General features: G+C 71.3%; 14 protein-coding genes and 1 other RNA gene. 5 read left to right on the top strand and 10 right to left on the bottom strand.

Annotated features, from left to right (window positions below; all coding sequences use genetic code 11):
- Positions 1 to 33: 33 nt before the first annotated feature.
- Positions 34 to 597, top strand: coding sequence for a TetR/AcrR family transcriptional regulator (locus FHX39_RS13480; RefSeq protein ID WP_183339196.1), 564 nt, complete (start codon positions 34 to 36; stop codon positions 595 to 597).
- A gap of 29 nt (positions 598 to 626) precedes the next feature.
- Here the strand turns inward: FHX39_RS13480 and FHX39_RS13485 are convergent, their stop codons facing one another.
- Both FHX39_RS13485 and FHX39_RS13490 read right to left on the bottom strand, forming a co-directional pair.
- Complete coding sequence (locus tag FHX39_RS13485; RefSeq protein WP_183339198.1) at positions 627 to 989, bottom strand: (2Fe-2S) ferredoxin domain-containing protein; 363 nt, start codon at positions 987 to 989, stop codon at positions 627 to 629.
- Complete coding sequence (locus FHX39_RS13490) at positions 986 to 2,440, bottom strand: aminobutyraldehyde dehydrogenase (protein ID WP_183341427.1); 1,455 nt, start codon at positions 2,438 to 2,440, stop codon at positions 986 to 988. Before FHX39_RS13490 ends, FHX39_RS13485 begins: the two co-directional genes overlap by 4 nt.
- Positions 2,441 to 2,597: 157 nt before the next feature.
- On the opposite strand from FHX39_RS13490, the gene FHX39_RS13495 reads away from it, so the two are divergent.
- Positions 2,598 to 4,496 (top strand): adenylyl cyclase, encoded by a 1,899-nt coding sequence (locus FHX39_RS13495; RefSeq protein ID WP_183339200.1) that lies wholly within the window; start codon positions 2,598 to 2,600, stop codon positions 4,494 to 4,496.
- Between the two features lie 23 nt (positions 4,497 to 4,519).
- On the opposite strand, the gene FHX39_RS13500 is transcribed toward FHX39_RS13495, so the two are convergent.
- Positions 4,520 to 6,013, bottom strand: a complete 1,494-nt coding sequence (locus FHX39_RS13500) for a leucine-rich repeat domain-containing protein (protein WP_183339202.1) — start codon at positions 6,011 to 6,013, stop codon at positions 4,520 to 4,522.
- Positions 6,014 to 6,219: 206 nt separating this feature from the next.
- Between FHX39_RS13500 and FHX39_RS13505 the strand changes: the two genes are divergently transcribed.
- Positions 6,220 to 6,531 carry a hypothetical protein gene (locus tag FHX39_RS13505; protein ID WP_183339204.1) on the top strand — a complete coding sequence of 104 codons (312 nt, stop codon included), beginning with the start codon at positions 6,220 to 6,222 and terminating at the stop codon, positions 6,529 to 6,531.
- A 174-nt stretch (positions 6,532 to 6,705) separates the two neighbouring features.
- On the opposite strand, the gene FHX39_RS13510 is transcribed toward FHX39_RS13505, so the two are convergent.
- From FHX39_RS13510 to FHX39_RS13525, 4 genes are all read right to left on the bottom strand, one after another.
- Complete coding sequence (locus tag FHX39_RS13510; protein ID WP_183339206.1) at positions 6,706 to 8,556, bottom strand: hypothetical protein; 1,851 nt, start codon at positions 8,554 to 8,556, stop codon at positions 6,706 to 6,708.
- Between the two features lie 133 nt (positions 8,557 to 8,689).
- Positions 8,690 to 9,556 carry a hypothetical protein gene (locus FHX39_RS13515; RefSeq protein WP_183339208.1) on the bottom strand — a complete coding sequence of 289 codons (867 nt, stop codon included), beginning with the start codon at positions 9,554 to 9,556 and terminating at the stop codon, positions 8,690 to 8,692.
- Between the two features lie 567 nt (positions 9,557 to 10,123).
- Positions 10,124 to 10,490: a transfer-messenger RNA gene (ssrA, locus tag FHX39_RS13520) on the bottom strand.
- A 151-nt stretch (positions 10,491 to 10,641) separates the two neighbouring features.
- Positions 10,642 to 11,259, bottom strand: a complete 618-nt coding sequence (locus FHX39_RS13525; RefSeq protein WP_183339210.1) for a DUF1707 and DUF4870 domain-containing protein — start codon at positions 11,257 to 11,259, stop codon at positions 10,642 to 10,644.
- 134 nt (positions 11,260 to 11,393) lie between these two features.
- Between FHX39_RS13525 and FHX39_RS13530 the strand changes: the two genes are divergently transcribed.
- Complete coding sequence (locus tag FHX39_RS13530; RefSeq protein ID WP_183339212.1) at positions 11,394 to 11,765, top strand: FKBP-type peptidyl-prolyl cis-trans isomerase; 372 nt, start codon at positions 11,394 to 11,396, stop codon at positions 11,763 to 11,765.
- 20 nt (positions 11,766 to 11,785) lie between these two features.
- A complete protein-coding gene (locus FHX39_RS13535) occupies positions 11,786 to 14,284 on the top strand; it encodes an excinuclease ABC subunit UvrA (protein ID WP_183339214.1) in 2,499 nt (832 codons plus the stop codon).
- A 1-nt stretch (position 14,285) separates the two neighbouring features.
- Here the strand turns inward: FHX39_RS13535 and FHX39_RS13540 are convergent, their stop codons facing one another.
- The 3 genes from FHX39_RS13540 to FHX39_RS13550 all read right to left on the bottom strand — a co-directional run bounded on the left by FHX39_RS13540 (position 14,286) and on the right by FHX39_RS13550 (position 17,796).
- Positions 14,286 to 16,202 (bottom strand): DUF2207 domain-containing protein, encoded by a 1,917-nt coding sequence (locus tag FHX39_RS13540; protein WP_183339216.1) that lies wholly within the window; start codon positions 16,200 to 16,202, stop codon positions 14,286 to 14,288.
- A complete protein-coding gene (smpB, locus tag FHX39_RS13545) occupies positions 16,199 to 16,678 on the bottom strand; it encodes an SsrA-binding protein SmpB (RefSeq protein WP_183339218.1) in 480 nt (159 codons plus the stop codon). The genes FHX39_RS13540 and smpB overlap by 4 nt, the downstream gene beginning before the upstream one ends.
- 74 nt (positions 16,679 to 16,752) lie before the next feature.
- The gene (locus FHX39_RS13550; protein ID WP_183339220.1) at positions 16,753 to 17,796 is read right to left on the bottom strand and encodes an NAD(P)-dependent alcohol dehydrogenase; all 1,044 of its coding nucleotides are present in this window, start codon (positions 17,794 to 17,796) and stop codon (positions 16,753 to 16,755) included.
- Positions 17,797 to 17,990 lie beyond the last annotated feature (194 nt).

A 17,990-nucleotide genomic window follows, 5' to 3' on the forward strand; every position in this document is an offset into this window, starting at 1 on the left:
CGTAAAAGCCAAGACGTTTGCCATAATCGTGGGATGGTCCCCCCTCCAGCCGCGAGCCGGCCCGGTGGACGCAGCAGCCGCGTGCTCGCCGCGATCCACACGTCGGTGGGCGAGCTCGTGGGCGAGGGGGTCGACAAGATCACCTTCCCCGTCGTCGCCGAGCGGGCCGGGGTCACCCCGACCACGCTGTACCGGCGCTGGCCCGACGTGAACGCGCTCCTCGAGGAGGTCGCCGTCGCCGCCCTGACACGCGAGGGCGAGTCGGCGCCCGACACCGGGTCGCTCGACGAGGACCTCACGCAGTGGGCGCTGGCCATCGTCCACGACATCGGCCGGCCGGAGCGGGCCCGCTTCCTGCGCGCGATGGTGTCGTCGCGCGTGGAGATCGTCGCGAGCTGCGCGGTCACCGACCGGCGGGGCGAGCAGGCGACCGAGGTCGTACGCCGCGCGGTCGAACGCGGCGAGGCGGCACCGACGGTTCCGCAGATCCTCGACCACGTCATCGCGCCGCTCTACCACCACGTCGTCTTCGCGCTCCCGGTCGACGAGGCGTACGCCCGACAGCTGGTCCGCGACGTGCTGGCGATGGTGCGCTGAACAGACCTCGTCAGCGTTCTTCCCTCGGCTCAGGCCGCCCCGGGCGGGACGACGTGCCGCTCGAGTCCCACCGGGAGCGGGACGAGGCCCGGCCCGCCCTCGGTGATCCAGTCGATCACCAGGTCGAGCTGGTCGTCCGAGACCTCGCCGAACCACGTCGGCCGCGCGCCCGTCCGCCGGGCCACGGGCGTCGGGTTGACCACCATGACGTTCGCGCTGTCGCAGGGCCCGAGGCAGTCGGTCTCGCGGCAGGCGATGGTTCCCTCGGCCGCGAGCGCGTGCAGCCGGAGCCGCTGCGCCTCGTGGTCCACGTCGGGGCGCTTCTTCACCGTGCCGCAGCAGCAGCCGCGGCACAGCGTGACCCGCAGCGGAACGTGTCCGGCGTGCCTCATCCCTCGAAGCCGTGGTGCTGCATGACGTGCTTGACCCGCGTGTAGTCCTCGAGGCTGTACATCGACAGGTCCTTGCCGTAGCCCGAGTGCTTGAACCCGCCGTGCGGCATCTCCGCCACCAGCGGGATGTGGGTGTTGACCCAGACGCAGCCGAAGTCGAGCCGCGCGGGCACCCGCGCCGCCCGGCCCGCGTCGGTGGTCCAGACCGAGGACGCGAGCCCGTACGCGGTGTCGTTGGCCACGCGGACGGCCTCGTCCTCGTCCGAGAAGCGCTGGACGGTGATCACCGGGCCGAAGATCTCGGTCACGGCGGCCTCGTCGCCCTGACGGACGTCGGCGATGACGGTCGGGGCGTAGAAGTAGCCGCGCTCCCCCACCGCCGTACCGCCCGTGACGACCTGCGCGTGCTCGGCGACCCGGTCGACCAGCCCGCTGACGTGGGCCAGCTGACGGGCGTTGTTGATCGGGCCGTAGAACAGGTCCTCGTCGGTCGGGTCGAAGCCCGTCCGCGTGCCGGCCGCCGCCTCGGCGAGCGCGGCGACGAAGCGGTCGTAGATCCCGTCCTGGCAGATGACGCGCGTCGCCGCCGTGCAGTCCTGGCCGGCGTTGAAGAACCCGCCCGTCCGGATCCCCTCGACGGCCGACTCGAGGTCGGCGTCGTCGAAGACGATCACCGGAGCCTTGCCACCGAGCTCGAGGTGGGCGACCTTGAGGTCCGGCGCGGCGGCCGTGGCCACCGCGATCCCGGCGCGGGTCGAGCCGGTGATGGAGATCATCCGCGGGACGGGGTGCGCCGCCAGCCGCGCTCCGGTGTCGCGGTCGCCGCAGACGAGGTTGACCACCCCGGGCGGGAAGACCTCCTGCGCCTTGCGCACCAGCCAGGCCGAGGAGGCCGGGGTCGTGTCCGAGGGCTTCAGCACCGCGGTGTTGCCCGCGGCCAGCGCCGGGGCGAGCTTCCAGATCGCCATCATCGCGGGGTAGTTCCACGGGGTGACCTGGGCGACCGGGCCGCGGGGTTCGCGGCGTACGGACGAGGTGTAGCCGCGCAGGTACTCCCCCGACGCGCGCCCCTCGAGCACCCGGGCCGCGCCGGCGAAGAAGCGGATCTGGTCGACGAGGACCAGCACCTCCTCGGAGTGCGTGAGGCCGAGGGGCTTGCCCGTGTTCTCCGACTCGATCGCGGCCAGCTCGTCGGCCGAGCCCTCGACGAGGTCGGCGAACCGCAGCAGCATCCGCTGCCGCTCCGACGGGGTGGTCCAGCGCTGGGACTCGAAGGCCTTCGCCGCCGCGGTGAAGGCGGCGTCCACGTCCTCGTCGCCGGAGTTGGGCGACGTCGCGTACACCTCGCCGGTCGCCGGGTTGACGATGTCGAGCACGTCGCCCGACGCGCTGGGCCGCTCCTCACCGTCGATGACGTTGACGAACGTCTGCTTCTCCGACGCCTGCTCCATCGTGTCCAACCCCTCTGTCCTGACGACCGTCCGTCTCGGTGAGCACCGTAGGCCAGCCCCCCGCACGCGCGCTGGACCAGGCCCGTGCATGAGCCGACCGCTCCCGGGTTAAGTTCCGAGCGGTCCATAGTCGACGCAACAAACCCCAGGAGTGGCAATGACGCCCACCTCACCCCGTCCGCGACCCGCCCCGGCGACGTTCCGACGGCGAGCCGTCGCGCTGGTCGGGGCTCTCGCCCTGTCCGGCCTGACCACCGCCGGTCTCGCGGCCCCCGCTGACGCGACACCCGTCCTGCCCAGCGCCCCCACCCGACCGAGCGCGCCCCTGGCGGCGCCGACGACGCCCGACCTCGGGCCGAACGTCACCCTGATCACCCCCGCCATGGCCCAGGCGGACGTCCAGGCCAAGCTCGACGCCATCGCGGCCCGGCAGGTGCCGAACCAGTTCGGCGAGGAACGCGACGCGATCCTCTTCGCGCCGGGGACGTACGGTTCCGCGGCGACGCCGTTGATCTTCCAGGTCGGCTACTACACCGAGGTCGCCGGCCTCGGACGCAACCCGGGCGACGTCGTGATCAATGGCGCCGTGAACGTCTACAACCAGTGCGAGAAGGCCGCGGACGGCACCGAGAGCTGCATCGCGCTGAACAACTTCTGGCGGTCGATGTCCAACCTGACGATCAACCCGACCGGGGGCAAGGACTGCCGGGCGAACACGGAGTTCTGGGCCGTCTCCCAGGCCGCTCCGCTGCGCCGCGTCGACATTACCGGCCTGACGTCGCTGATGGACTACTGCTCCGCGCCTCCCCAGTACGCCAGCGGCGGCTACCTCGCCGATGCCCGCACCAAGGCCGTGACCAACGGGTCGCAGCAGCAGTGGCTGACGCGGAACAGCGAGATCGGCAGCTGGTCGAACGGCGTCTGGAACCAGACGTTCTCCGGCGTCGAGGGCGCGCCCGCGCAGGGCTTCCCGGACCCGCCGTACACGACGCTCGCGCAGACGCCGGCGAGCAAGGAGAAGCCGTACGTCTACATCGACGCCCGCGGCGCGTGGCAGGTCTTCGTGCCGAAGGCCCAGAAGAACTCCTCCGGGCCGACCTGGACCGACGGCCCGACCCCCGGGAAGTCGCTCCCGCTGTCGACCTTCTTCGTCGCCCGTCCGTCGGACTCGGCGAAGACCATCGAGAAGCAGCTGTCCAAGGGCCGCAACCTGCTCTTCACCCCTGGCGTCTACGGCATCGACCGCACGCTGCACGTCCGCAAGGCGGGCACCGTGGTCCTCGGGCTCGGCATCGCGACCCTGACCGCGGAGAAGGGCGCCGTGCCCATCCGCGTCTCCGAGGTGCCGGACGTCGACATCGCCGGGATCACCATCGACGCGGGGACGAAGAACTCCTCCGCGCTGCTGGTGATCGGGACCGGCAAGGGTCACGGGCCGACCGCCTCGCGGCCGACCGCGGTGCAGGACGTGTTCTTCCGGATCGGTGGTCCGCACGTCGGCAAGGCCGACACGAGCCTCGTGGTCAAGAGCGACCACGTGATCCTCGACGACATCTGGGCCTGGCGCGCCGACCACGGCGAGGGCGTCGGCTGGAAGGTCAACACCGCCGACACGGGCGTCAAGATCAGCGGGGACGACGTCACCGCGACGGGGCTGTTCGTCGAGCACTACCAGCGCTACAACGTGATCTGGACCGGTGAGCGCGGGCGGACCGTGTTCTTCCAGAATGAGCTCCCGTACGACGCACCGAACCAGGCCGCGTGGAAGCACGGGAAGACGCTCGGCTGGGCCGCGTACAAGGTCGGGGACGACGTGCGCAAGCACGAGCTCTGGGCCGGCGGCTCGTACATCTACACCAACGTCGACCCGACGCTGCACCTCTCGCACTCCTTCGAGGTGCCCGACCGCAAGGGGGTCAGGCTCCACGACCTCGTGACCGTCAGCCTCAACAACGCGGGGACGATCGACCACGTGGTGAACGACACCGGCGACGCCGCCACCCCGAAGGAGGGCGGCAGCACCATCGTCGACCTGGTGGCCTACCCGGTCGGCTGACCCCCGGGGCCTCGGCCGTGCGCCTACCGGTCCCTCGGTGGGCGCATGGGCCGGCCGGCCGACGCCGTCTGGGTCACCACCCCGGCGAACTGCACCTGGTCGCAGTCCGGTGGGCCAGACGCGACGAACGGCACCCGGTACGTCCCCGCCCGGGCGTAGGTGACGGTGGGGCCCGTTGACGTCCAGTCCGTCGACCGGCCCAGCTGCACGGTCTGGCCCTCGACCGACACGAGCGGCAGGCGCGTCGGGCTGCCCACCGGCGCACGGCCGACGTCGACGGTCTGCGCAAGCGCGTTCACGAGCAGGCCGCAGCCGAGGGCGCTGATGTCGGCGAGGTGATTGCCGGACACGTCCAGCGACGAGAGGTTCGCCGAGGGCTCGAAGCCGTCCACGCTGGTGATCTGGTCGTTGTTGAGCTGGAGCGACGACAGCGCCTCGAACCCGTTGAACTGCCGGACCGGGCCGACCCGGCTGTCGGAGACCGACACGTAGCTCAGCTGCGTCAGCCCGCGCAGCGGGCTGAAGTCGGCCCGGTCGACCCCGCTGAGGATCAGCTCGCTCAGCTCGGGCAGCTTCTGCAGGCCCGCGACGTCGGTGATCGAGGGCGCGACGGCGACCAGGTAGGTCAGTCGCGTCGACGACGTCAGCACGTCCAGGCTGGGGAGCCGCACCCCGTACACGGAGAGCTCGGTGAGGTCCGGCTTGCCGGCCAGGGCGCGTCCGTCGCCGCCCGCGACGTTCAGCGAGAGGACCCGCAGCCGACTCATCGGCGTCAGGGCCGACACGTCGGTCGCGGCGGCCTGCACGTTCAGCTGGGTCAGACCGGTCAGGGTCCGCAGCGGTGCGAGGTCACGGACGTCGGGCACGACCAGGTCGAGCCGCTGGAGCCCGGTGAGCGCGGCGACAGCGGCGATGTCGACCTGTCCCTCCTGGTCGGCGGACAGGCGGCGCAGCTGGGTCAGGCGACGTAGCGGTTCCAGCGTCGTCCACGAGGAACCGGTGATGTCGAGGTAGGTCAGGCGGGTCAGCGCCGACAGCGGCGCCAGTCCGGAGACGGGGTTGCCGTAGACGTCGAGCCGCTCGAGCCCGGTCAATCCGCGCAGCGGAGCCAGGTCAGTGATCCGGCTGAACGGCAGGGTCAGCTCCCGCAGCCGCGTGAGCCGGGCCAGCGGCGCGAGGTCCGTGATGGTGCTGCCGTACGAGACCGACAGCGTCGTCAGGTTCGTCAGAGCCTGCGCCCCGCCGAGCGACGTCGGTGAGAGCTCGCCGCAGTCGAGGTCCGTGACCGAGGCCGCCTGGGCGGGCGTGATCGGGTTCGAGGGACGCATCCCGAGCGCGGCGGCCACACAGGTGCGGAAGACGGGGTCGGCGAACGTCACCGGGTCGCTCGGCGCGGCCGAGGCGGCGGTCGACGGCAGACCGAGCGCGGCGGCCAGGACGAGCGCGGCGACGGCTCGGCGGACACGAGGTGTCGGCGCAGGCGCGTGGCGGCGGGAAGCGGGGGATCTCCTCGACACATCCGAACCATAAGGTCCGGCCGAGGTCACGTCGATGACGTGATGGACGACACACCAACGGGAGTTTCGGGAGCCTTCGGCGCGCAATCCGAAAAAGAGGTTGCCGCGCCGAATCGGAGGTCCTTTACTGGTCGGTTCGCCAGGCCCGGACGGGGAGGGAGGACGTCATGCCAGACCGACCATGACCAGCAGAAAGGAAATGCACGATGCCTCGGCGCTACTACACGCGACGCTTTCTCAACCGGCGCGGACACCTGGCCGGCGCTTATGTCCTCGCCTCTGTCGAAGACACCTCGAGACGCACCGGAGACCGTGTCTACACCGAGACGGATTTCACGGTGGCCGACTGCGGACGCCAGATCAGCCTCGACTTCGACGTCGATCCCGAATGCCTCGCGAATTCGCTCCACAAGATCGACGTTCTGATGAGCACACTCACCAGCTTTCGCGCCGCGCTCGTCGAGGAAGGTCGCCTCGCCGCAGAGCGTGAGGCACGGGTGAAGGCGAAGAAGAGGTAGCCCCGGGTGTGGGTACGGCCCGTCGGCCGGTTCAGCGCGCCACCCCCCGAGGAACAGGGTGGGCGCCGAACCGACCGACGGGCGGTGGGTGCCGGGGACCAGACGCCCCCGCGTCTGGTGCCCGGACTGCTCGTGGCCGGACTAGTGGGTCCGGCTCTGGATGGTCAGCTGGCGTCAGCTGCGGCGGCGGCGCAGGGTGAGGCTGAGCCCGCCGATCAGCAGGAGCAGTCCCCCGCCGAGCAGACCCGCGAGGCCGGCGGCGGCGCCGGTCTGAGCGAGACGGTCGCCGTTGTTGCCGCCGAGGCCATTGCCGGCCTGGCCCTGCGGGCCGGTCAGGGACACGGTGCTGGCGTTGCCGTTGTTGCCGTTGTTCCCGTTGCCGTCGTTATTGCCGTTCCCGCCGTTGCCGTTGTCGCCGTTGCCGTCGTCGCCGCCGTTGCCGTCACCGGGCGTGGTCGGGGTCGTCGGGGTGGTGGGCGTGGTCGGGGTGGTGGGCGTGGTCGGGGTCGTCGGGGTGGTGGGGGTGGTGGGGGTTCCGGTGGTGCAGCCGGTGGCGTTGATCAGGACGCAGGCGTCGACGCCGCCGACGCCGGGGACGGTGGTGCCGACCTCGCCGATGACGACCGGGATAATCGGCACGGCCGGGCCGGTGGGACCGGCCGGTGTGGTGCCGGTGCCGGTGTTGGTGGTGCAGCCGAGGGCGTTGATCAGCAGGCAGGCGTCGACGGTCCCGACGACGGGCAGGTCAGCGGTGGCCTGGCCCACGACCGGGGGCACGATCACCGGCAGCGCCGGCGTGGTGTTCGAGCCAGCGGCGGTGGTGGTGCAGCCGGTGGCGTTGACCAGGGCGCAGGCGTTGACGTCGCCGACGACCGGCAGGTCGGCGGTCGCCGTGACGATCGCGGTCACGATCGGATCGGTCGAGGTGCTCGGGTTCGACCCGGTCGAGCCGGTGTTGCCGGTGCCCGGGTTCGTCCCGGCGCCGGTGCCAGTCGTGCAGCCGGTCGCGTTGACCAGGGCGCAGGCGTTCACGTCGCCCACGACCGGAAGGTCAGCGGTGGCGGTGACGATCGCGGTGATGATCTCGTTGGTCGAGCTCGTGGGGTTCGGGCTGGTGGGGTTCGAGCCGGTGTTCCCGGTGCCCGGGCCGGTGCCGGTGCCCGGGCTGGTGCCGGTGCCCGGGTTGGTGCCGGTGGTGCAGCCGCCGGCGTTGATCAGGGCGCAGGCGTCCAGGTCACCGACGACGGGGACGTCAGACGCGGTGGCGGTGACCACCGAGGTGAGCAGCGGGCTCGACCCGAGACCGCCACCGGTGTCGCCGGCGCCCGCGTTCGTGCCCGTGTGGGTCGGGTCAGGGGTGCGGTCGCAGCCATCGGTGTTCACCAGCACGCAGGCCCGGACCGGCAGGTCCAGGACCCGCCCGTCGGCCAGCACCCGGGTCGCGGGGATCAGACCCTTCAGCAGCGCCGCATCCGCCCGCACCTCCAACGCGCGCTGACGCTTCGCCTCACGCACCTTCGCGGCCTTGACCTTCGCCGCCTTCACCGCCTTGGCCTTGGCCACCGCCTTCGCCTTGGCGACCTTCGCCTTCTCGGCCTTCTGCTCGGCCTTGACGGCCTTCGCGTGGGCCTGGACCTGCACGTACGTCCGGTTCGACCGAGCCGTGCTCGTCGAGCGGTGCGAGGAGCTGCCGGCGCCGACGCGGACCTTCACCGCGGACCCGCTGCTGCTGCGCGAGCCGTTCCCGCTGCCGGTGCCGACGCGGACGCTGGTCGAGGAGTGGCGCGAGCCGAGGTTGACGTCGGCGCGGACCTTCACCGGCGTCCGCAGCGACACCTTCAACCCACCCGAGTGCGAGTTCGAGGACTTGTGGCTGCTGGACTTGTCGTGGTGGGTGGAGACCTTCACGATCCCGAGGTCGAGACCGCCGTCGTGGTCGTCGGCGTGGGCGGCGCCGGTCGTCAGCGCGAGCGCGCCGACCGTGCAGGCTGCTCCGGCGAGCAGACGGGTGAACCATGCGTTCATGGGGGTTGCTTCTCTCTACGAGTTCAGGGAGAGGACCGACCGCACAAGGGGTGCGGGGTGGCCCGGGAACCGGCGCGCAAGGAGCGCCGTGCCGACCCGCGAAGGGTGGGCACCTGGGGTGTGAGAGAAGACGTCAGTCGGGAGAGAAGCCGGGCTGACGCAGCAGCCCCAGCGTGTGCCCAGAACGAGCGTGCGCGGGCCGGGCGTGCAACGCCTTCAGCCCCGCCAGACCAGCCGAGACGGCCAGCCCGAAGATCAGTGCGCCTCCGGCGCTGCCGCCGGCCGAGCCGGTCGGTGCAGCACCGAGCCCGAGGCCCGAGTCGCCGGTGCCGGCCGTCGCGACGAGCGACAGGCCGATCTCGAGCGTCGGCGTCACATAGCCGTGGCCATCGCCCTGCTCGGCGCCCGGCGTAGCCGTACGAGTCGGCTGACCCGAGATTGCCGCCGCCCGGTCGAGGGTGATTGACCCGGCCGCCTGGGGCAGCGACCCGGTCGTCGAGGCGGGCGACACCGACCCGGGACGCGACACGTGAGGAGCGGCCGCCGCCGGCGGTGCCGCGGGCGACAGGGTCGGGCCTTCGACGACCACGGGCAGATCGACGACGAGGTCCACAGCCGGAGCTACGACGCCCACTCTGACCGAGGGCAGCTTCACCACGGTCAGGTCGACGGCCGGCAGGGACACGGCCACGTTCAGGTCGGGCAGGGTGACGGTCGGGAGCTCGAGCGACGTACGCGGGGTCAGCACCGTGGAGGTCACGTCGGCCAGAGCCTCCGTCGTCACCTTCGACACGTCCGCCGACACCAGCGCGACAGGCGCCGGGTGCGAGCTCTTGCCCGGCTTCACCGACGACTTCGAGGACGCACCGAACACGGTCTTCGTCACGTCGGCGACGGCCCGGTCGACCTCCTGGACCCGCTTCTTCTGCGCGACCGCCTTCTTCTTCTGCGCGACCTGCTTCGCCACCCGCTTCTCGTGCGCGGTCTCAACGTGAACCACGGGCTTCACGGTCCGCACCACCGGTCGCACGACCGGCCGGACCACGCTCTTACGTACCGACACCCGCTGCGTCGACACCTTCACCGACGAGCGGTGGGACGACGTGAACGAGTGCGACGACTTCGACGGGCTGGACGACTTAGACGACGAGTGGGACGACTGGGAAGACGAGGAGTGCGAGGAACCGGAACCGGTGACCTTCTTCACCGTGTCGGACACATGGCCCAACGTCCCGCTCAACCCGCTGTCCGCCTGCGCAGACCCCGCCGACAACGACAGACCCGCAGCACCCGCCGCCAGCACCAGACCCGCCCGCAGCACCCAACGGCGCACACCAGCACCAGCGGCGTCTCGGGACTCTTCCCTGCGCCGCCACCCCTGGCCCCCGAGGCCTGACGTGTCGATACCGGCACTCAACCAGCCCCTGGCATCACCCGCAGTCGATAAGTGTGACCTTCAGAACATTCTCAGCGCGACCGTCCTCGGCGTTGCCGAACCGGCTGGCGATCGTCTGTCCACGAAAAGACGAACGGCCCGCTCGTGATGAGCGGGCCGTCCGGACAACAGGGGTGGAGGTGGCGGGAATCGAACCCGCGTCCTTGGACAGCGAGCCAGGTCTTCTCCGGGCGCAGCTGGCTAGTCGTTTTCTCGATCTCTGCGCTCGCGCCAGCACGTCGCAGACAGACCCAGTCTCAGAAAAGTCCCGAACGCACCCTGAGACGCAGTGCGGCCAGCAAGTCTCCTAGATGAGGCCAGGTTCCGGGGCGGAGACGTCCTCGGTCTGACCCTTCGATCACTGTTTAGACAGCGAGAGCGAAGTCAGTGCGCTTAGAGTTGGCACTTATTGGTTTCCAAGGAACATTAACGAGTTGACCTTGGATTCTCGGCCCGCTTCTCCTGGGACTACCGACCCAAGTCGAAACCGATCACCCCCTGTTGAGTTTTTCCACCCCGTCGGTCGCGGACGACTTCCGGGGCGAGGGGCCCATGCTACTCGCGCGGCACGGGACCCGCCATCCGTAACGCGGGCCGGCCGAGAACATTCCCCGACCGGCCCGCGGTCCACGGACCTGGCGTCTACCCCGTTACTTCTCCGACAGCACCTGGAGCTTGAGCGCCCGGGTGACCGGGTTGCGCCAGCTCTCGCCCTGCAGCGCCTTGGCGCCGCCGACGATCGTCAGTACGAACCAGCCGAGCGCCATCAGCCCGAAGACCGGGTCGAAGCCGTCGCCCGGGAAGATCGACGAGACGATCCCGGTCGCAATGAGCAGGAGGAACGAGAGCAGCTGGAAGTTGAAGGCCTTGGCCGCCTCGCGCCGTGCGTACGACCCGGGGCTCGAGAGCCCGAAGACGAGGAGCGGGCCGAGCAGCCACAGGAAGAAGACCGACAGGTGCGCGAAGCCGGCCGCACCTCTACCGGCGTGCTCGCGGGTCTCGGGCCTCACCAGCGGCTGGTAGGCCGGGTGCAGCCCGACGGCCTGCGAGGCGAGCGGCACGGAGACGATCCCGTAGAACGCCTGGTTGAGCTCGCGGCGGCTCGTCGCCTCCAGGACCTGGCCGAGGCGCCAGTCGAGCTCGCTCTCCCCGATCCGGTCCTCGGCGTACGCCTGCTGCAGCCAGGACACCGCGCGGTCACGCTGCTCGGGGGTCACGCTCATCTGCAGTGTGGGGTGCTGGTACGGGTTCGGCTGCGTCGCGCTCATGTCCCCCAGCATCGTCCCGGACCGGTCCGCGCCACCATCAGGCGCGACCCCGGTCCGACCCGGACCGCTGCCTCCTGAACCCCGTGGACGGGGCGTACCGAGGTCCTGTCAGCGACAACCGTTAGGTTGGATTCATGCCTGAGAAGCCCGAAGTCGAAGCCCCTGACGGTCCGCCCCCCACCGAGCTCGAGATCACCGACCTCACCGTCGGTGACGGGGCCGAGGCCGGCAAGGGCGACCAGGTCAGCGTCCACTACGTGGGTGTCGCCCACAGCACCGGCGAGGAGTTCGACGCGTCGTACAACCGTGGCGCCCCGCTCGACTTCCCGCTCGGCGCAGGCCGCGTCATCAAGGGCTGGGACGACGGCGTGGCCGGGATGAAGGTCGGCGGCCGCCGTCGCCTCGTCATCCCGCCGCACCTCGCGTACGGCGACCGCGGCGCCGGTGGCGTCATCGGCCCGGGCGAGACGCTGATCTTCGTTGTCGACCTCGTCGGCGTGCGCTGACCCCGAACGACCCGTCGCGGGTGCCCCCGGGCTTCATCGAGGTCCGGGGCGCCCGCGAGCACAACCTGCGCGACGTCGACGTCTCGCTCCCTCGCGACGCGGTGGTCGCCTTCACCGGCATCTCCGGCTCGGGGAAGTCGTCGCTCGCCTTCGGCACGATCTTCGCCGAGTCGCAGCGGCGCTACCTGGAGTCAGTCGCGCCGTACGCGCGTCGGCTGATCCAGCAGGCGGGTGTCCCCCGCGTCGCCTCGGTGAGCGGACTGCCGCCGGCCGTCGCCCTGCAGCAGCAGCGGAACGGGAGCTCGTCCCGCTCGTCCGTCGGCACCGTGACCACCCTGTCGAACTCGCTGCGCATGCTCTTCTCCCGGATGGGGACCTATCCCGACGGGGCCGAGCGGCTCGACTCGGACGCGTTCTCGGCCAACACCCCGGCTGGCGCGTGCCCGCACTGCCACGGCGTGGGCGTGACGTTCGCGGTCAGCGAGTCGTCCGTGGTGCCCGACCCCTCGCTCAGCATCCGCGAGGGTGCGGTGGCCGCCTGGCCGGGCGCGTGGCTGGGCAAGAACTTCCGCGACATCCTCCGGACCCTCGGCTACGACGTCGACCGGCCGTGGCGCGACCTCGAGCGGGCCGACCGCGACTGGATCCTCTTCACCGACGAGCACCCGGTGGTGACGGTCAACTTCGAGCGCGAGGCCGGCCGGATCCAGCGGCCGTACCAGGGTCGGTGGACCGGGGTGCGGGAGTACGTCCTCGAGACCTTCGCCACGACGAAGTCGGCCCCGATCCGCCGCCGGCTGCGCGCCTACCTCGACGCCTCGCCCTGCCCGGTCTGCGGCGGTCGTCGGCTGCGGCCGGAGGCGCTGGCCGTCACGTTCGCCGGGCACGACATCGCCGACCTCGCCGCGCTCCCCCTGGAACGTCTTGTGGCCCTGCTGCGCGAGGCGGCCTCCGGGCACGACCGCGACAGCGCGGCCGGCACGCTGCTGGACGACCTGCTGGGCCGCAGCGAGCTCGTCGTCGACCTGGGCCTCGGCTACCTGGCCCTGGACCGGGCCGTCCCCACCCTCTCGGCCGGTGAGCTGCAGCGGCTGCGGTTGGCGACCCAGCTGCGGTCGGGCCTCTTCGGGGTCGTCTACGTCCTGGACGAGCCGTCGGCCGGCCTCCACCCCGCCGACACCGAGGCGGTGACCCGGGTGCTGCTCGGGCTGCGCGACGCCGGCAACAGCGTGCTGCTCGTCGAGCACGACCTCGACCTGGTGCGTTCCGCGGACTGGCTGGTCGACGTCGGGCCCGGCGCCGGGAACGGCGGCGGACGGATCCTGCACAGCGGGCCCGTGGCCGGGCTGCAGGACGTGGCCGCCTCCGCAACACGGCCCTATCTCGCGCCGGACCACCGCCCCGCCCTCCGCGCCGAGCCGCGCACGCCGACCGGCTGGCTCCGGCTGCACGAGGTGTCGGCCCACAACCTGCACGACCTCGACGTCGACCTGCCGCTCGGCACCTTCACCGTGGTGACCGGCGTGTCCGGGGCGGGCAAGACGACGCTGCTCGACGTGCTGGCCGACGTCACCCGCCACCACCTCGGCCTCCCCGACTCCGCCGACGAGGCGAACGACGAGGAGGAGCCCGACCCGTCAGACCCCGCCTCGGCCGAGGACGCAGGAGAGACGGAAGGGGTCGCTGTCGAGGCCGCGGCGGAGCGACGGGCAGGCCGCGTGGACGGGCTCGAGGCGGTGAGCCGGCTCGTCGTGGTCGACCAGCGACCGATCGGCCGTACGCCGCGCTCCAACCTGGCCACGTACACCGGGTTGTTCGACGCGGTCCGCTCGACCTTCGCCAAGACACCCGAGGCGCGCCGGCGCCGCTGGAGTGCCAGCCGGTTCTCCTTCAACGTCGCCGCCGGACGCTGCCCGACCTGCAAGGGCGAGGGCAGCCTGGCCGTCCGGATGCTGTTCCTGCCCGGCTCGTACTCGGTCTGCCCCACCTGCCACGGGTCCCGCTACGCGGCCGAGACGCTCGAGGTGACGCACCGGGGCCGGACCATCGCCGACGTGCTGGAGCTCGACGTCGACGCCGCGGTGACCGCTCTGAACGACATCCCCGCCGCCGTACGCGGTCTGACCGCCCTGCGCGACGTCGGTCTGGGCTACCTCCGGCTGGGTCAGCCGGCGACGGAGCTGTCCGGCGGAGAGGCCCAGCGGATCAAGCTGGCCACCGAGCTGCAGCGCACCCGGCTGGCCGGCACGCTCTACCTGCTCGACGAGCCGACGACGGGGCTGCACCCGGCCGACGTGGAACGACTGCTGCTCCTGCTCCAGGGCCTGGTCGACGCCGGGAGCACGGTGGTCGTCGTCGAGCACGACGCCGCCGTCGCCCTCGCGGCGGACTGGCTCGTCGACCTCGGGCCCGGAGGCGGGGACACCGGTGGTGCGGTCGTCGACGCGGGTCGGCCGGTCGACGTCGTGCAGCGAGGGTCAGGCCCGACGGCGGCCCACCTGGCCCGCCGGCTGGCCTGACTCACCAGCTGCTGCTGCCGCCCCCGCCACCGCCGCCACCGGAGAAGCCACCGCCGCCGAACGAGCTGCCGCCACCAAAACCGGTGCCGCCGCTCCCGCTCGAGGCCGACGGGACCGGGCTGGCCGAGGACAGGAGGGTCCCGGTCAGGAACCCGGTGTTGAAGGAGCTCAGGTTCATGTTGCCGTAGTACCAGTACGGGACGGTGTCAGGCAGCCGGCCCATCGCGACCAGGTCGCCGCACACCTTGGACCAGCGGTCGGCCAGACCGAAGACGATCGCCCAGGGCAGGTAGCGCGAGAAGATGTCCTCGCCCTCCTCGAAGCGCAGCTGACCTGCCTCGGCCGTCGCGATGTACTGCTTGAAGCCCTCGGTCTGGTCGGACCAGGCCCGGCCCTCTGGCGTGCGCTGTCCCCGCTTCATCTTCTGCTTCACCACGAGGACCGTGATGACGACGGGCAGCAGGGCGGCGGCGAGGAGCAACGCCCACAGCCCGGCATGCACGACGCCGAAGACGACCAACGCGACGACGCCGAGGCCGAGCCCCGTGGTCGAGCGTCCGCTCGGCACCTTGGTGAACCATCCGCGTGCCGTCACCTGCTCGCGTACGGCGGCGTCCATCGCCTCGTGCGCCGGCAGGAGGCTGCCCTGCGAGCCCAGGTCGACCACGGTGCCGGGCGGGTCGCCGCGGAAGATCCCGTTGAGCAGGGCCATCTCGTGGGGCGCGGTCGCGACGCTCGGGTCGAGCAGGTCGACCCGCATGTCGCTCTTGTTCTCGCTGATGATCCGCACGCCACCCCGCACGGCGAGGTCGACCAGCGTCGCGGCCGTCTCCTTGGTGTCGAGCACGCCGTCGATCAGCAGGCCCGCTTCGGCGACCGGGATCTTCGGGGGCACGAACGCGACGGGGATCTGGAGGTCCGGGTCGTTCGGCACCGTCTCGGTCTGCTGCCCGCCGGCCGGGAACGACCCCGGCGGCAGGCCGGCGTAGCGCAGGTCGCGCCCGCGCTTGCGGTAGTACGCGACGCCGAGGAGCGGTGAGGCGATCGCCGCTCCCCCGACTGCCACGCCTGCGCCGACGACAGCAGCCTTCTCGGCCGGGGTCCGGGCGTCGGCCCGCGGCTGGAGGTCGGGCGTCACGGTGGCGACCGCGCCGGGCTGGATCTTGACGCCGACCGACATGTTCTGGCCGGCCGGCAGGTCGTCGGTCTCGAACACGCCCGCATCACCGCTCACCTTCGAGGGCTCCGTGCAGTTCGTCTTCGACTGGATCGGACCGGCGAAGCACGAGAGCCCGCCTTGGTAGGGCCCCTGAGGCACGGAGGCGGTCACGCGCACCTGCTCGAAGGCGGGGTTCCCCGACCCGGTGACGTCCCAGAAGAACTCGTCGTACGGCGGGTTGTCGTTCGGGAAGCTGCGCAGGGCGCCCGTGAGGTCGTACGAGATGACGTACGTCGCGGTGGGGGCGCTGATGGTCTCGCTGCCGCTGCCGATCGTGAGGGTGGTCTCGACCTCACGCCCCTTGTCGGAGGGGGTGTCGTCCTGGCTGACGTCGGTGTTGACGCCGTCGGGGCTGGTGACCTGCAGGTTGCTGAGGGTGTACACCGCGTCCTGGTTCGTGTCCTTGCCCTGCTCGGACCACGGCTCGCGCACCACCAGGTTGCGCTTGATGCCGTGCCGGCCGGAGTCGCTCCCGAACTGCCAGACCCACGTCTCCTTGACCTGCAGGGTGCCGTCGGGCTGCACGGCGTAGGCGACGTCGAGGGACTTGACCAGGTCCGCTGTGGCGGCGGAGGCGGGGCGGGTCCCGATCAGCGCCGAGGTCAGCACGACCCCGCAGGCGAGGAACAGCGCGAGCAGCAGCCGAGAGGCCCGGCTGAGCCCACCGCTGCGGGCGGCGGACGTGCCCGGACGGGTCATCGGTTCCTCCGGTTCCGGGCGGCCAACGCCCGCTCGGCCTCACGTCGACCCTCGCGCTCGGCGAGCGTGTGCCGCTTGTCGTACTCCCGCTTGCCGGTGCCGAGGGCGAGCTCGACCTTGGCGTAGCCGTCGTTGAAGTAGAGCGACAGCGGGATCAGCGTCATCGACCCGGTGGTGCCCAGCTCGCGGGAGATCTTGTCGATCTCGCGGCGGTTGAGCAGCAGCTTGCGGGTGCGACGGGCCGTGTGGTTGGTCCACGTGCCGTGGCTGTACTCGGGGATGTTGGCGCCGCGCAGCCACACCTCCCCGTCGTCCAGGGTGGCGTAGGCGTCGGTCAGGTTCGCGTGACCGGCCCGCAGGGACTTGACCTCGGTCCCGCTGAGGACGAGGCCCGCCTCCCACGTGTCGTGGATGGTGTAGTCGTGCCTCGCCTTCTTGTTCGAGGCGACGAGGTTGCGGCCCTTCTCCTTCGGCATGTGATCCATTCTCCCTGCTCGAAGGGTCGACCGGCGTCCCGCCTCCGTGATCGGAGGCGGGACGGGGGCTGGGATCAGCCCAGGGTCGAGGTGTCGATGACGAAGCGGTAGCGGACGTCGCTGTTGACGACCCGGTCCCACGCCTCGTTGATCTTGCTGGCCGGAATGACCTCGATCTCGGCGCCCAGACCGTGCTCGGCGCAGAAGTCGAGCATCTCCTGGGTCTCGGGGATCCCGCCGATGCTGGAGCCCGCGAGGCTGCGCCGACCCGGCAGCAGCGAGAAGGCCTTGACCGACATCGGGTGCTCGGGAGCGCCGACCTCGACCAGGGTGCCGTCGACCGCGAGGAGACCCATGTACGCGTCGAGGTCCAGGTTGGCCGAGACCGTGTTGACGATGAGGTCGAACGAGCCCGCGAGCTTCTCGAAGGTCTCAGGCTCGCTCGTGGCGTAGTAGGAGTCGGCCCCGAGACGGAGACCGTCCTCCTGCTTCTTGAGCGACTGGCTCAGGACGGTGACTTTCGCGCCCATGGCGTGGGCGATCTTGACGCCCATGTGGCCGAGGCCGCCGAGGCCGATGATCGCGACGTTCTTGCCCGGGCCCGCGTTCCAGTGGTTCAGCGGGGAGTAGAGGGTGATGCCGGCGCAGAGCAGCGGGGCGGCCTCGTCGAGCTCGATGCCCTCGGGGATGCGCAGGGCGAAGTCCTGCTCGACCACGAGGTGGGTGGAGTAGCCACCGGCGGTCGGCTTGCCGTCACGGCCGATGCCGCCGTACGTGCCGATGTTGCCGTTGAGGCAGTACTGCTCCAGGCCCTTCTGGCAGCTGTCGCACTCGCGGCAGGAGTCGACGAGGCAGCCGACGCCGACGCGGTCGCCGACCTGGTGCTTGCTGACCTCGGAGCCGACCTCGGCGACGACGCCGGCGATCTCGTGCCCGACGACGATCGGCCAGCCGGCGTCGCCCCACTCGCCGCGCGCGGTGTGGATGTCGGAGTGGCAGATGCCGGCGAACTTGATGTCGATCAGGATCTCGGTCGGGCCGACGTCGCGGCGCTCGATCGTGGTGGGCTCGAGCGGCGCGGTGGCGCTCGGGGCGGCGTAGGCGTGCACGGTCAGCATGGGGACTCCTCTGGTCAGGGACTCGCCGGCCCGGTGCGGCACCCGGAAAGACCGGGCCGCAGCACGCGGGCTCGTGACGGCGGCGTCGAGGTCGGCGAAGGCCGGCACTGACTGCACACCGCGGCGAACACGGGATCCCCACCCTACGCGCGCAGCCGGAACGCCCCGGAGACCCCGAACGCCGGGGCAGAACC

It is taken from the genome of Microlunatus antarcticus (assembly GCF_014193425.1).
Classification (GTDB): Bacteria; Actinomycetota; Actinomycetes; order Propionibacteriales; family Propionibacteriaceae; genus Microlunatus; species Microlunatus antarcticus.